This is a genomic window from Viscerimonas tarda (assembly GCF_054601255.1).
Map to the genome: position 1 here is coordinate 18,600 of NZ_BAAHWV010000015.1, position 15,456 is coordinate 34,055.

Below are 15,456 nucleotides of genomic sequence, written 5' to 3' on the forward strand. Positions count from 1 at the left end.
TTTCATGCGTTTGCCCTATGCGTTTTTTTGAGACCTGACATGCGTTTTTTTACTAATTTGCTAAATACTTCGGCTCCTTTGTAATTCAGGTGGTGGGTATCGGCATAACAGGAGTCCGGTAAAGCCAAATCGGAGTAATCCCACAATTGTATATAACTATATTTTTCTTTGTAGAAAGCATAATATTCTTCCACTCCATATTGGTATCCTAAATACACAGGTGTATTCACAAATATCAGTTTTACATTGTGTTGAGTACAATATTCTACTATTTTATGTAAGTATATGTATTGAGTGGATGACGGATTGTAATCATCGCCGGTTAGCTGTTTTTCCTTATAGGATGCACCATATAAATCAATATCATGTTGCAGATCATCTTGATCGTGGTATAAGTATCCACCCATTTTCAAATTAGTATAATTGTTTTTATTACCAAGCATTTTATTAATGGGCAGACCTCTGTATATATAAGGAAATCTCAATAAACTTTTGTAGTAATACACAGTTTTAGAGAACAACATTCGTTCTTCGCCGTTAAAAAAGCGGCAATAACGATCCATGTTTTGTTCGCTATTTTTATCATGTAACCACAATTCCGATTCGGTTAAAAGGCTCCGGTAATTAAACGAGAGCAACACCGTATCAATATGCGGATTGGCTTCCAAAAACAATTTCAATTTTGTACAGGTGAAAATGTAGGCTTCGCCGCTATGAGCAAGATTTACGGCATTATCCACTATCAAATCATTTAAAGCACATTCGAGATGGGAATCCCCTACAATCAACACATTTTTAGATTCGGGAATCTTAAATGCCGTATCATCCAAAGATTTGTCTGTAATAATAAACAAAAGCATATCCGAAACCAAAAAGAATCCGGCAAATAAAAACAGATATATGACTAATTTTTTCATCAACTTCAAAATTGAAAATAGATAAACGTTTGTTCCTCACCACTTAACCAAAGCACAGCATACAAAATCAACAGGTATATACCCCATCTCAGCCACCTGTAAGCTACATTATCTAACTGCAAAGCATGTTGTTTGTCCCGTTGCAGCCATTCGGCAACAAACATTACTATGATGCTCAAAATGGTTGCTTTTTTTAGTTCATAGCTAAGGGGCGCCGAAAAGAATGGGAACGAGAATATGCGCTTTATATAATCGAAAGCAATGGTTATATTTTCCGCTCTAAAAAAAATCCATGCAAAACATACGAGCGAAAAAGTAAGTATCATTTGAAATAACTCTTTAATATTCGGAAATATACGTCCTTCGGCAACAATATCAAGATGATGCCTGTTCTTTTTTACAAGAAGCAATGGAATAAAAAACAAAACATGAATGAATCCCCACGAAATAAACGTCCAATTGGCTCCATGCCAAAACCCGCTGACTAAAAAAATAACAAATGTGTTTCGGATGGTTTGCCATTTGCCACCCCTGCTCCCGCCAAGAGGGATGTAAAGGTAATCGCGGAACCAAGTGGTGAGCGAGATATGCCAACGCCGCCAAAACTCGGCTATATCCCTCGAAAAATAAGGAAGTGCGAAATTTCGTAATAATTTTATACCAAATAATTTCGCTACACCTATCGCTATATCAGAATAACCCGAAAAATCGGCATATATTTGAATAGCAAATAAAACAGCTCCCAAAACAAGCGTACTTCCCTGCTTTATTTCATAATTGGAAAAAATATAATCGGTGTAACCGGCGCAATTATCGGCGATGACCAGCTTTTTGAAAAAGCCCCAAAGTATTTGCCTGCACCCGTCAACCGACATGGAATAGTTAAATTTCCGTTTCTTTTCGAGTTGCGGCAACAAATGGGTTGCCCGCTCAATAGGCCCTGCAACAAGCAAGGGGAAGAAACTCACAAACAAGGCATAGTCTATCAAGCTTTTGGTTACTTTTGTTTTTCCATTGTACACATCAAACAAATACGATAATCCGTGAAAAGTGTAGAAAGATATACCAAGAGGCAACAGGATACTTAATGTCGTAACATTTGCCTGCAAACCACAAACGCTCAAAAATGAAGCAAAGGATTCAATAAAAAAATTAAAATATTTGAAATAAATCAGGGACGAAAGATTCAGGGAGACGAGCGCTATCAACCATTTTTTTTTATTTTTTGTTCCGGGATTCGATAGTTTCAATCCGCCCCAATAACATAACAAAATAGAAGCCGCCAACAGGAAACAAAAACGGTAATCCAAATAGCCGTAAAAAATAAAACTGGCTACCAGCAAAAACAAATTCTGTGTCTTGCGCCGTTCAGTTCCAATTATCCAATACAGGATAAAAACAATGGGTAGAAATACAAAAAAAGCAATCGAAACAAAATTCATGGGATTTTTAGTCTATTTTTTCTTGTTTATACGCAAACTAACCGCATTTTTATGGGCATCCAGGCATTCGCTTCCAGCCATAATTTCTACTGTTTTTCCCAGGTTGTTGATTCCCTGTTCTGTAATTTCCTGAAAGGTGATTTTTTTGACAAAGCTATCCAGATTCACCCCGCTATATGCTTTGGCATAACCATTTGTTGGCAAGGTGTGATTGGTTCCCGAAGCATAATCTCCCGCGCTTTCAGGGGTGTAATGCCCCAGAAAAACCGAACCGGCATTGGTTATCTGCTCCGCCAGTTCCCGGTAATTGCTTGTTTCTATAATCAGGTGCTCGGGAGCATATTCGTTTGTTAGCTCAACTATTTCGGCGTTGTTTTTGAGCACAATCATTTTGCTGTTGTCCAATGCTTTCTGCGCTATATCTTTGCGTGGAAGCGCCGATAATTGCTTTTCGATTTCGGCAAGTACAGCGGGTAAAACAGATTCAGTGGCCGTAATCAGAATCACTTGGCTATCAGCTCCATGTTCGGCCTGAGACAGCAAATCGGCGGCGATAAATGCCGGATTTGCCGTTTCATCGGCTATCACTTCCACTTCCGAAGGGCCTGCGGGCATGTCGATTGCTACATCGCGCAGGCTAACCAACTGCTTGGCTGCCATCACGTACTGGTTTCCCGGCCCAAATATCTTATAGACTTTCGGCACCGATTCGGAGCCATAAGCCATTGCGCCAATGGCTTGTACGCCTCCTGTCTTGAATATCTTATCTACGCCGGCTTCTTTTGCGGCAAACAATATGGCTGGATGAACCTTCCCCCCGGCATTGGGTGGCGAACAAAGCACTATTTCCTTGCAACCCGCTATTTTAGCCGGAATAGCCAGCATCAACACAGTCGAAAACAGCGGAGCCGTTCCTCCGGGTACATACAAGCCGACCTTTTCGATGCCGACTGCCTTTTGCCAGCAGGTAACACCCGGCGCCGTTTCTATTTTGTTTGTTACGAACTTCTGCGCCAAATGAAAAGTTTCGATATTGCGTTTGGCGACCCTTATCGCTTCCTTCAAATCGTCCGGTACCAATTGTTCCGAAGCCGCTATTTCCTGGGGCGAAACGGCTAAACTATCGAGCTTTACTTTATCGAACTTTAATTCGTATTTTAATATGGCCTCATCGCCTCCGTTTTTTACTTCCTCCAAAATGTTTTTTACTGTTTCGTTGAGCGAAGTTGTATCAAACACAGGCCGTTTCAGTATGTTAGACCATTCCGGTTTTTCCGGATATGTAATAATTTGTATCATAAGATTTATATTCTGAGATAGAATTTCGGGGCAAAGATACTAAAAAATCAGTATTCGGAATCCGTTTAAATCTTTAGAGCGATGATTTTAAGAGATAAAAATACTTCTTCGCACAAAAATTAAACAAACTTTAATATAGTGGTAACACTTTATCGCGTATATTTGTGATTTACATATTAATTCTAATCATTTATTACAGCTAAAATTATGAGAACAATCCTTATTTCGTTATCCATGATGCTGATGTCCTTAATTACCCTGTCAGCACAAGGGCAAACTCGCCCGGGTCCTCAACCGGCGGCAGATACCTACGAAAAATTTAAAGTAGGAATGGCCGGTTACTCTTTTCTTAAATTCGACATCGACAAAACGCTGGAAATCATGCAGAAAATAGATGTACATTACCTGTGTATCAAAGATTTTCATCTTCCGCTGAAAAGTACCGACGAAGAAATTGCCGCATTTAAAGAAAAACTGAAAGCGAAAGGCGTAACAGGTTATGCCGTTGGCCCTATATACATGAAAACCGAGAAAGAAGTTGATAATGCCTTTGAATATGCCAGGCGTGTGGGTGTAAAAACCATTGTCGGCGTACCCAGCATCGAAATGCTGCCCTATGTAGATAAAAAAGTGAAGGAATACAATTTCTATTACGCCATCCACCTGCACGGCCCCGATTTGGGTATATTCCCCGATGCCGAAGATGTATGGAACCACACCAAAGACCTCGACCCGCGCATTGGAATGTGCCTCGACATCGGCCACGACCTGCGCAACGGAAAAAACCCTGTTGCCGACCTGATAAAGTACCACACGCGCGTATTCGATATTCATCTTAAAGATGTAACCGGAAACACCAAGCAAGGATATTCGGTAGAAGTTGGTCGCGGAATAATTGATTTCCCCGCGCTGGTAAAAGCCCTGCGAAAAGTAGGATACACAGGCGTTCTCAGCCTGGAACACGAAAAAGAAATGACCGACCCATTTCTGGGCATAGCCGAATCAATCGGTTATTTCAGAGGGGTGATAAAGGCTACGAAGAAATAAAAGTTCAAAGTTTCAGGTAGGGGCAGGGTTCGCCTTAGGGCAAACGCATGAAAAAATTTAGTGCCACTATTACGAATGAGATTCCTCCCTTTGGTCGGAATGACGGTCTCCTTTTTGGGAGAGGGGATGAGGAAGTGGCGGCAAAGCCGCCACTTCCTCATCCCTTAAACCACTGATAGGCGAGTCATTCCGACCAAAGGGAGGAATCTCCTGCTCATATCAGCAACTTTAGCCCTAGGGTTCATCTGCCCTTTCTTTGATATGTAGAAGGCTGTGTCAAAAGTCTTTTTCTGAGGTTGTCAGGAGATTGCGGGTCGGAGCCCGCAAAGAACAGTATTGTAGAGACGTGGTGTGCCACGTCTGTATTCGATATGTAGGGGGTTGTGTCAAAAGTCTTTTTCTGAGGTTGTCATTGCGGGATCCGACCCGCAATCTCCTGAGTAAACGTGCAGTAATTTGAAGCATACCGGAAAAACGGGTGTAAATAGTCCGAACACCAGAAGAATGCAAAATCATGTGTTTAGTCCCGCAGGGACGGCGCTTTATTAACCGTATGCTTCAGCTTACGGATAAAGAATCGTCTCATCTAAGCAAGTCCCGCATGGGACGACACTTGGACACGCTATCAAGTGTCGCCCCATGCGGGGCTTAGGCTACCGTATTGTCTGTCAAGCCGTAAGCTGAAGCATACGGTTAATAAAGTGTCGTCCCTGCGGGACTAAACACTGCGTATTATTTGCGATAATTTGCGTAATCTGCGTAATTTGCGTTCAAAAATACTTTCGAGACAGCCCCCTACATTATTCACATTATTCACATTAGTCTGATTATTCTAACTGTCAAAGAATAATCTTTTTCGACACAGTTTCCGAGCCTGCAACATACTTCACAATGTACATTCCTTTTGATACATCCGACAGATTCAGTTCGTGGCGGTTGAAGCCGGAGACTATATTGTAGTTGGCCTGTTTCACAAGGGCGCCTCGCATATCGTACAGATACACAGCCAGATTCGATGACTTTTCGGAAGAATAGTTGATATGGAAAACGTTGCCTACAAGGTAGGAACTGATAAGCGCATTGTCCTTTACTGCCGGTTGAATGGCCAATTCGAGCTCAAGCTCATCTTTCTTCCCGCGCTGAACAACCTTCGACGGCAAACTGATACAGCCATGTTCGTCGATTATCTGCACATAATGTTCCTTGCTATCGTTGATGAAATAAGTTACATTAGCCGTATTGGTTTTGCCGTCCCACCGGTACATGTATCCGGGCATCACTCTTGTGTAAGACGACACGCCTTTTTCAAAACCTTCTGGATTCATGATTCGGATGACCGGCCGCGATTTTTTAAGGCGCTCGCAATTTTCGTCCTGAGTAAAGCCGATGTTGTTACTCACCCACACCCTGCGAGACTCGAACCATTCTCTAAACCATCTCACATGCCCTCTAACGGTAGTTGGCGTAATGTATGCTTCCCTGTCTTTGTATTCTTCCTGCAATTTCGGGAATTTAGTCCTGTCCCTGTCGATGCTGCCGGATGTTTCCAACTGCCTGTAATTTGTTTCCAGTATTTCGGGCACCTTATCCAGTAGCGGGGCCAACTCGTCGAAGCGGTTAATTACTTTCCGGGCAAAAGCCTCGTCTTTATACAACTGCGCAAACCAATGCGTTTTTTTCGTCCACACCCCATCTTCGTAATAGCAGTCGCCGCCATGGTTCCCGAACGAAATATCGAAATCCCAGGGAGCGCTCATGTTTAGTTTTCCGTTCCGGTCTTTATGTATAAACACACTGCAATGGAATAAATTGTCAACACCTTTCGACAAATCGTGGAGAATACTCCAGTCGATAAAGCTGTTTTCGTTGATGTACTTCGGATAGCCAATAAGCGGGTCTTTGTAGTTAGAGCCATATATAGCCTCCTCAAATTCATCGAGATACGATTTCATCCACTGCACTTGGGTATCGGTCGCGTTTTTGGGTTTCGGATACTTGAAAACGAAGGTAATCCCTCTCCGGTTTGTCTTGAGTTCCGTATTTCGCTCATTATCCTGTATCCTGCCTGTAGGTATCGCCTCCAGAATATACCCTCCCGACATGCGGGGAAGTACCTGATCTGCCGCATCGGCAGTCAGTTTGGAGACATTGATCCGTTCCTTGTCCCTGCCTATTTTTTCGACCAGGCTATACAATCCCCTGTATTCGTCATTCACATACAGTTCAACGTAACGGGTTCGGGGTGCATATTCAAGTCCCAGCATCTGACGACCCAGGTAATAAGCCAACAGGTTACGCATATAACTCCGGTCGTTCCAATGGGCGAGCAATACCCACTCTTCATGGGCTGGCATTCCCAGCAAAGGCGAGGGATTATCCTCTTCTCCGTTATAGTTTGTCAAGTCGAGGCTATACGATTTTTTCGCCCTGCCCCAGGAGGTATTGCCACGACCCTTGATTTTAATTGAGCCATAATATAATTCCTCGTCGGTATAAGATGATGTTTCCGAATTTATTAGCATCATTGAACCTGCCAGCTTTTCTGCCGTTACATGTTCCTCATCTCTTTGTATATCACCTATCTTTTTATCGTTGTACAATTGGATATGCACTTCGGCCACCCCTTTCGGCGAAAAGAGGTAAGCAGGATCCAATTTTGCCTGAAGAGCAGGCGCCGAAAGCGCTAAAATAAGGATAATAAGGGTCAATCGCTGTTTCATATTGGTATAGGATAATGATTTCAGGCGCCATATAAGAAAGCCGAAATCCGGTTATTTTTTTAGTTAGAAATAATAATTTTGCTGTTTACAATCTCGGAACCGGCTATGCACTTCACTACATACATTCCGCTGCCAAGTTCCGAAAGGCTTGTTTCGTGCTGATTGAATCCCGGCGCCGACTGGTAGCGCGCTTTTTTCAGCAAGCGTCCCTGCATGTTATATACGCATACCTGCATCTCCGGTTCCTTGCCCGAAGTGTAATTGGTGAACAACACCTTCCCCACAAGGAAGGTATTGATTGACTGATTGTTCGTCCTGTTTTGTTCGATGGCGGTATCATCATTTCCCCGTTTAATTGTAGCTACCAACGTGGAGCAACCGTGCACGTCGAACAGTTGTACCGTATGTTCCTTGTTATCGGTAATCCGGTAAACGTTTACGCCACTATATCCATCCCACCGGGGTCTGTAGCCGGGCATTACCCTGATTCTGTACGGACTTCCATCCTCAAAATTTTCGGGTTCAATAACCCGTACAACCGGTCTGATTTTTTTAAAGCGTTCGCAGCGTTCGGCCTGATTTATGCCCAAATTGCTGTAAATCCATGCCCTGCGGGATTCAGTCCATTCTCTAAGCCATCTCACATGACCTCTTACGGTTGTGGGAGAAGTTTTTTCTTCTGCATCTTTAAAATTATTCAGCATCGCCGGATATTTTTCATGATCACGGTCCAAACAGCCCGATTCTTCCAGTTGTATCAGGTTGGTTTCCAGTATTTCGGGAATCTCGTCAAAAAGAGCTTCCAGTTCATCATTCCGCTCGATGTATTTTCGGAGAAAGCGTGTATCCAAAAAGAGACGGCTAAACCAATGCGTTGTTTTTTCCCGCAACACATCTTCCGTATAGCAAGTACTGCCATGGTTTCCGAACGAAATATCGAAATCCCAGGGAGCGCTCATATTCAATTTCCCGTTCCGGTCTTTATGAACAAACACGCTGCAATGGAACAAATTATCTACCCCTTTCGACAATTCGTGCAGAATACACCAGTCAATAAAGTTATCTTCGTTGATGTATTTCAGGTAGCCATTAACGGGGTCCTTGTAATTATCGCCATAGATAACATTCTCAAATTCATCCAGATACGATTTTATCCACGCCACTTCCTTTGTGGTTGCATTTTGGGGTTTCGGATACTTGAAAACGAAATTAACTCCCCTTTTAGTTGTCTTAAATTCTGTATTTTTTTCTTTCAACTTAACCCTGCCGGTAGGAATCGATTCCAGAAGATATCCACCCGAAAGGCGTGGCAACAGCTGATCAGCGGCATCTGTAGTTAATTTGGATATATCAACACGGTCTTTGCTTCGTTTTATTTTCTCAACCAAACTATAAACGCCTCTGTATTCATCGTTTACATATAATTCAATGTATCTTGTTCGGGGGGAATAAGCTATTCCGCTCATCCTCCCGCCCAAGTAATATGCCATGGGATTACGCATATAACTACGGTCGTTCCAGTGTGCGAGCAATGTCCACTCTTCGTCAGCGGGCATACCCAGCAAAGGGGCAGGATTATCTCCGCCATTGCTGTCTATCAAATCAATCGAATACGACCTTTTAGGGTTTCCCCACGAGGTGTTTCCATGTCCGATAATCTCAACATGGGAATTATACAAGCCCGATATAGAGTAAGTTGATGTAGCCGAATTTTTAACTACCATCGATCCTTTCAACTTATCTATCGTAGCTGCCGGAGCCGGTTCATTCCGTTTTATATCACCGATTTTTTTACCGTCATCCAATGTAATATGGATTTCAGCAACTCCTTTTGGAGAGAAAAGATATGCGTCATTGACAGCCTTGAGGAAAAAAGGCTGCATCGAAAAAATAAAAACAAACAAGAAGAAATAAAATCTTCGCTTCATGATTGGTCAATTATAGATTTTTATTAGCTAGTAGCAAAGATAATAAATTATTCATAGTCAAGCATAATTATTAAAAAAAAGCGAGCTGTTTTTGTACTTTTAAAATACACACGACATTTTTTGGCATAAAAAAATAACATAACATATAATGTGATTTGCAAAATTATTATGTATATTTGAGCGTTTTTTGAGAAAACCGATTTCTATACCTGTATCACAAACTTAATGTCAGCAACCAAAATGGGAGCTAAAACGTTATAAATTACAGTAAGACGGGGCAAAGCGCTATGCTATGGCACATTAATGCTGAATTGAATATTGGTTTCAAAAAAATCAAGTGATTACTTTTTTAACTAGAACAGAACTTTGGACATTTCGGTTTTACAACAATTGTTTGATTCTCACAAGAATATACCGGTATCTTATCAGTTACTCAATAAGTACGATACGATACTGGTGAAGGGACTGCAAGGCTCTGCAACGGCCATGTATGCTGCTTCGCTATTCAAAAAAGGGAACAATTGCTTTTTCTACATCCTGGACGACGCCGAAGCCGCCGGTTATTTTTACCACGACCTGACCCAACTTCTGGGTACCGATAACATCCTGTTCTTCCCGTCATCGTACAAAAGGGCAATCAAATACGGACAGATAGACCAGGCCAACGAAATTCTCCGGACGGAAGCGCTGAGCAAAATACAAACAGACGACACCCACCTTATTATTGTCAGCTACCCCGAAGCGGTTGCCGAAAAGGTGGTTTCAAAAGAAACACTGGAAAAAAATACGCTCCATATTAGCCTGAACGAAAAAGTTGACAGCTCTTTTGTGTCAGAAGTCCTTGATTCGTACGGCTTTGAATATACCGATTATGTATATGAACCCGGCCAGTATGCCATCAGGGGAAGTATTATAGATGTATTCTCTTTTTCGTGCGAATATCCTTACCGCATTGATTTCTTTGGCGACGAAGTGGAATCTATACGCAGCTTTGACGTTGAAAACCAGTTATCAAAAGAAAAACTGAATGCCATCCGGATAATCCCCGAAATGCGGAAAAGCGGCATACAAAACGTATCCCTCTTCGAGATGCTGCCCAGGAACACTATCATAGGCGTAAACGATTATTCGTGGCTACAAGGACGGTTAATCTCGGTTTACAACGATACGCCCATACTGGATAACCCTGAATATGAATTCGATATACAAAGCAAATTAATTGACGAAGAAACGTTTAGCAAACAACTTTTCGGTTTCAAATTAATTCAGTTTGGTACAAAAGCGTTTGGCGTCCCTCCATCTACTTTGGAATTTGAGACCGGCACACAACCCTTGTACCATAAAAACTTCGATTTGGTCAGTGAATCCTTCCATAAATTTTTGGAAGACGGCTACACTGTTTATATTTTGAGCGATAGCCAAAAACAAAACGACCGCATAAAGGCCATCTTTGAAGATACAAACGATAATATTCCATTTATACCCATTAGTAGAACACTACACGAAGGGTTTTATGATAAAACGCTGAAAATAGCCTGCTTCACCGATCACCAGATATTCGACCGGTTCCACAAATACAACCTGAAATCGGAGAAAGCCCGCTCGGGAAAACTCACTTTATCGCTGAAAGAACTTCAACAATTCCAGAATGGTGATTATGTGGTACACATCGATCATGGAGTGGGACGCTTCGGCGGATTGGTGCGCTCCGACATCAATGGGAACATACAGGAATTTATCAAAATCACCTACTCCAACAACGACGCCATTTTCGTGTCCATCCATTCCCTTCACAAAATATCGAAGTATAGAGGGAAAGACGGTGAACCGCCTCGAATCAACAAGTTAGGAAGCGGCTCTTGGGAACGGATGAAGGAAAAAACCAAATCGAAGATAAAAGATATTGCCCGCGATTTAATTCTTTTGTACTCCAAGCGTAAACAGGAAAAAGGATTCAAATTTTCGCCCGATTCGTTCATGCAAAACGAACTGGAAGCCTCTTTCATCTACGAAGATACGCCCGACCAGCTGAAAGCGACCATCGACGTTAAAAACGACATGGAAAACGAAAAGCCAATGGACCGGCTTATCTGCGGCGATGTAGGGTTCGGCAAAACGGAAGTGGCCATACGCGCAGCTTTCAAAGCCGTGGCCGATAACAAGCAAGTGGCCGTATTAGTCCCCACAACCGTATTGGCTATTCAGCATTACCACACATTCAAGGAAAGGCTCAAAGATTTTCCGTGCAACATCGACTACATAAGCCGTGCCCGAAAAGCATCGGACGTGAAAGAGCTTCTCCCCAATCTTCAAAACCGAAAAATCGACATACTTATTGGTACACACCGCATTGTGAGCAAAGATATTCGGTTTGCCGACCTGGGGCTGCTGGTTATTGACGAAGAACAGAAATTCGGCGTGGCAGTGAAGGAAAAATTGAAGCAGATGAAAAGCAATGTCGATACGCTGACCATGACTGCAACACCCATTCCGCGAACCTTGCAATTTTCGTTGATGGGCGCGCGCGACCTTTCCGTAATCACCACTCCCCCACCCAACCGCTACCCCATTCAGACTGAAGTACATAGCTTTGACACCGGAATTATACGGGAGGCCATCAATTTTGAGATGAGCCGGAACGGGCAGATTTTCTTCATAAATAACCGTATCAGCAACATCGCCGAACTCGAAAAACTGGTACGAAAAGAAGTCCCCGATGCCCGGATTGCTATCGGACACGGACAAATAGATCCGGCCAAGCTGGAAGAAATTATCACCGATTTTATCGACTACGAATACGATGTGCTGATAGCTACATCCATCATCGAATCGGGCATAGATATACCAAATGCCAATACTATAATTATAAACAACGCCCAGAATTTTGGGCTGAGCGACCTGCATCAATTGAGAGGGCGCGTAGGTAGAAGCAACAAAAAGGCATTTTGCTATTTGTTATCGCCAGCTTTGCACACCCTTAACCCCGATGCCAGACGAAAATTGCAGGCTATCGAAAACTTTTCGGAACTGGGTAGCGGCATCCATATTGCCATGCAAGACTTGGATATTCGTGGCGCAGGCAACTTGCTGGGCGCCGAACAAAGCGGTTTTATCGCCGATTTGGGATACGAAACCTACCAAAAAATATTGAGTGAAGCCGTAACCGAACTCAAAAACGAAGAGTTCGCCGGTTTATACCACGAAGTAGCCGAAGGAGAAAAGTTGACAGGAGAAAATTTTGTGGATGATGTACTTATTGACAGCGACATGGAACTGCTGTTCCCGGCAAGCTATATTCCAAATGATTCGGAGCGCATTTCCCTTTACCGCGAATTGGACAATATGGACAACGAACTCGAAATAAGGAAGTTTACCGAACGCATGGAAGACCGTTTCGGCAAAATTCCTCAGGAAGGGAAAGAACTTATCCGGGTGGTACGGCTCCGAAGTTTGGCCAAATCGTTGGGAATGGAAAAAATTACACTTAAAAACGGCAGAATGAACGTGTTTTTTGTATCAAATGATAACTCTCCGTACTATCAGTCGCAGGCATTTGACAAATTATTATCTTATATTCAGCAATATCCGCGACAATGTGAGTTAAAAGAAAAAAGCGGGAAGCGTTCTATTGTTATAAAACATGTAGAAAACATCGAAACAGCCTGTCATATATTAGAAGAAATAAAAAACGGGTAACGAATCTTATTTTATTGAACTTTATTAGAGTATTAAACGTTTAATTATAAATATATTAAATATCAAGTTGTATGGCAATATTTGAAATTTCAAAAAGAGAAAACGGAGTTTTTCAGTTTGTCTTAAAAGCAAGTAATGGAGAAATAATCCTTTCCAGTGAAAGTTACACAACAAAAGCCAATTGTCAAAATGGTGTTAGATCGGTTAAAAAGAATGGCATCGCCGACAATTATTATATCAAATTAGTATCTGACAACAACAAATACTACTTTGATTTGAAAGCGGCAAACGGACAAATCATCGGTACCAGCAGAATGTACGAAACCGAGCAAGACAGGTACAACGAAATCAGTTCGTTGAAAAGAAATGTTCCTGACGCAGTAACAATTGATTTAACGAGGAAAAGGGTACGGCAATAACGCTTATTCCCCCTGATTTGTTATCTCGTGATTGACATGGGATGCTTTCGGCATGTCGTTTTTATTATCAGGAAATTGCAGGTCGGTAATACTCCCTTTTCGAGGGCAAACCTTGAGTTTGCCCTGTATTCAAATTGTTTTTAGCTTTTGAACAATTATTTTTGTGTATCTTTGTACCTCTAGTGTACATAAATTTAAGATACAGAAAAATGATTAGAAAAAGACTTTATGTTTTGGCCATTTTTACAATGGCCTGCGTGCTGAATGCGTCAACACAAGTTGTTCTCAGGGAGAATGTTTCCATTGTTAAACCAACTTACTCTCCCAGTTCCGTCAAATTTATCAAAGACCTGAGTAAAACTATTCGCAAGAATGGGTACAAAACTGCGGCCGATATTTTAGATTCATATACCGGGGGCGGTTTTGGCAGCGGTTTTATTTACACAAACCCACAAACAGGGAAATCGTACATTATAACCAATCGACATGTTGTATCTCAAGCCGATTCGGTAACTGTTGAGTTTCAGTATGCAAACAAAGCAAATACGGAATTCAAAAGTTGTCCGATAGCCGCTGTGGATGAGCAGGTGGACTTGGCCTTAATCGAATTGCCTGCCAATGCCGATACGCCCAAAGGATTGAAAATCAGAAGCGATTTGCCGGACGAAGGAGCGGAGGTTTTCTCCGTTGGCTTTCCGGGCCTGAGAGGTAAGCCTTCGTGGCAATTGGGACAAGGCATCATCAGTAACAGCGCCGTATTCGATAAATTGCTAATCGGCAACAGTCCGATAGGGGCCATACAACACACGGCACAGGTGGATGCCGGAAGTTCGGGCGGCCCGTTATTGGTTAAAACGACTACCGGAGAATACGAAATCATCGGCGTAAATACCTGGAAAATAAAATCGCGGGAAAGCGCCAACTTCTCCATATCGGGTAAATCCCTGACACAATTTTTGGAGAAGTATGCCGACAATAAAAAGAAAAATACAGCCGCTGAACTAAGAGCAAGGGCAACCGAATTTGAGGCAGCTCTCAAAAAAGGCTATATGGAAATATTGCCCTACATATCCTCCGAATACATATCCAATGTGTCGGTCGATCATTTTTATGAGTTGGTGAATGCCGTACCCGATAGCGTCAGCGACCAGATGGCTTCGTGCTTCGATAACGGACTTCCGATTGATGGGGTGCGCATCAGCCTCGCCTATATCATGTATAAAAATATTGCCAATAATAATTTGGTATATAATTCGCAAGGAAGCGTTGCCGGTAAACACGTAGATGTTATATTCACATCCGATAAAAAAGCCTTCCCCACAACATGGGTTTTTGAACAGGGAGAATGGCGATTGCAACGGTTGCCCGATCTTAAACTGACCGACCTCGAAACTAAAGGGGTATCGAAGCGTTATGGCTACAAAAATTCGCTTAAAGTAGGCATGGAAACGGCATTGAGCGAAAGTAAAATTTGGGGCGCGCACTACCGTGTAACCTACGAATACACCATGTGGACATTTATAACAGGCTCCTTGTCTTTGGGTTCGGGAACCTTTTCGTGCAACCCCAAAGAAGGATGGGCCGACGATGAAGGGAAATGGGAGAGCCAGAATTTCTATTCGTTCGATATAGCCTTGGGCGGACAGGCGCCTATTAAATTGTCGTCCGTGTATTTTATCCCCAACCTCAAATTTTTCATCGAAACAAATTCAAATGATGTGGACTCAAATCTTGGCTATGTTGGTGGTATAGAGCTCGCTTATAAGCTAAAAAAGAGCGCCTACCTGCTGGCCGGCCTGTCGTACAAACACCGCGCATTCAATACCCTCGACGAACAGATGTTTAAGGATTACAACACATTGGGTGTTCATGTGGGTATCACGTGGTAAGGGGTAAAATGTAGGGGCAGACCTGTGTGTCTGCCCTTGATTATGAGGGCAGACACACAGGTCTGCCCCTACATTTTTAATGCTGTATTGGGGTAACCG

Annotated in this window: 10 protein-coding genes; 5 read left to right on the plus strand and 5 right to left on the minus strand. The window is 42.5% G+C overall.

Annotation, left to right across the window (positions count from 1 at the left end; genetic code table 11):
• Window positions 1-2: 2 nt before the first annotated feature.
• Genes ACYPWY_RS08310 through hisD form a run of 3 tightly spaced genes read right to left on the minus strand, consistent with a single transcriptional unit; the run spans window position 3 to window position 3,655 of the window.
• On the minus strand, window positions 3-917 hold the full coding sequence (locus tag ACYPWY_RS08310; RefSeq protein ID WP_459685042.1) for a hypothetical protein: 915 nt from the start codon (window positions 915-917) through the stop codon (window positions 3-5).
• 5 nt (window positions 918-922) lie between these two features.
• On the minus strand, window positions 923-2,359 hold the full coding sequence (locus ACYPWY_RS08315; RefSeq protein WP_459685044.1) for an MBOAT family O-acyltransferase: 1,437 nt from the start codon (window positions 2,357-2,359) through the stop codon (window positions 923-925).
• Between the two features lie 12 nt (window positions 2,360-2,371).
• Window positions 2,372-3,655, minus strand: a complete 1,284-nt coding sequence (gene hisD, locus ACYPWY_RS08320) for a histidinol dehydrogenase (RefSeq protein ID WP_459685112.1) — start codon at window positions 3,653-3,655, stop codon at window positions 2,372-2,374.
• A gap of 210 nt (window positions 3,656-3,865) precedes the next feature.
• Here hisD and ACYPWY_RS08325 point away from each other — a divergent pair, with 210 nt between their 5' ends.
• Window positions 3,866-4,705 (plus strand): sugar phosphate isomerase/epimerase family protein, encoded by an 840-nt coding sequence (locus ACYPWY_RS08325; RefSeq protein ID WP_459685046.1) that lies wholly within the window; start codon window positions 3,866-3,868, stop codon window positions 4,703-4,705.
• Window positions 4,706-4,752: 47 nt separating this feature from the next.
• Window positions 4,753-4,881 carry a hypothetical protein gene (locus ACYPWY_RS08330; protein WP_459685048.1) on the plus strand — a complete coding sequence of 43 codons (129 nt, stop codon included), beginning with the start codon at window positions 4,753-4,755 and terminating at the stop codon, window positions 4,879-4,881.
• Between the two features lie 663 nt (window positions 4,882-5,544).
• Here ACYPWY_RS08330 and ACYPWY_RS08335 read toward each other — a convergent pair.
• Together ACYPWY_RS08335 and ACYPWY_RS08340 are read right to left on the minus strand one after the other, a co-directional pair.
• The gene (locus ACYPWY_RS08335; RefSeq protein WP_459685050.1) at window positions 5,545-7,425 is read right to left on the minus strand and encodes a CotH family protein; all 1,881 of its coding nucleotides are present in this window, start codon (window positions 7,423-7,425) and stop codon (window positions 5,545-5,547) included.
• Between the two features lie 59 nt (window positions 7,426-7,484).
• Window positions 7,485-9,353: a CotH kinase family protein gene (locus ACYPWY_RS08340; RefSeq protein WP_459685051.1), complete on the minus strand. Its 1,869-nt coding sequence runs from the start codon at window positions 9,351-9,353 to the stop codon at window positions 7,485-7,487.
• 366 nt (window positions 9,354-9,719) lie between these two features.
• Between ACYPWY_RS08340 and mfd the strand changes: the two genes are divergently transcribed.
• The 3 genes from mfd (at window position 9,720) to ACYPWY_RS08355 (ending at window position 15,357) form a co-directional block, all read left to right on the plus strand.
• Complete coding sequence (mfd, locus tag ACYPWY_RS08345; RefSeq protein WP_459685052.1) at window positions 9,720-13,049, plus strand: transcription-repair coupling factor; 3,330 nt, start codon at window positions 9,720-9,722, stop codon at window positions 13,047-13,049.
• A gap of 71 nt (window positions 13,050-13,120) precedes the next feature.
• Window positions 13,121-13,468, plus strand: coding sequence for a YegP family protein (locus tag ACYPWY_RS08350; RefSeq protein ID WP_459685053.1), 348 nt, complete (start codon window positions 13,121-13,123; stop codon window positions 13,466-13,468).
• Window positions 13,469-13,677: 209 nt separating this feature from the next.
• Complete coding sequence (locus ACYPWY_RS08355) at window positions 13,678-15,357, plus strand: S1 family peptidase (protein ID WP_459685054.1); 1,680 nt, start codon at window positions 13,678-13,680, stop codon at window positions 15,355-15,357.
• Window positions 15,358-15,456: the final 99 nt, after the last annotated feature.

Excerpts from the sequence above, each read along its gene's own strand:
- ACYPWY_RS08310 (WP_459685042.1), bottom strand. The coding sequence starts at position 917 with ATGAAAAAATTAGTCATATATCTGTTTTTATTTGCCGGATTCTTTTTG.
- ACYPWY_RS08315 (WP_459685044.1), bottom strand. The coding sequence starts at position 2,359 with ATGAATTTTGTTTCGATTGCTTTTTTTGTATTTCTACCCATTGTTTTT.
- ACYPWY_RS08325 (WP_459685046.1), top strand. The coding sequence starts at position 3,866 with ATGAGAACAATCCTTATTTCGTTATCCATGATGCTGATGTCCTTAATT.
- ACYPWY_RS08330 (WP_459685048.1), top strand. The coding sequence starts at position 4,753 with ATGAAAAAATTTAGTGCCACTATTACGAATGAGATTCCTCCCTTTGGT.
- ACYPWY_RS08335 (WP_459685050.1), bottom strand. The coding sequence starts at position 7,425 with ATGAAACAGCGATTGACCCTTATTATCCTTATTTTAGCGCTTTCGGCG.
- ACYPWY_RS08340 (WP_459685051.1), bottom strand. The coding sequence starts at position 9,353 with ATGAAGCGAAGATTTTATTTCTTCTTGTTTGTTTTTATTTTTTCGATG.
- ACYPWY_RS08350 (WP_459685053.1), top strand. The coding sequence starts at position 13,121 with ATGGCAATATTTGAAATTTCAAAAAGAGAAAACGGAGTTTTTCAGTTT.
- ACYPWY_RS08355 (WP_459685054.1), top strand. The coding sequence starts at position 13,678 with ATGATTAGAAAAAGACTTTATGTTTTGGCCATTTTTACAATGGCCTGC.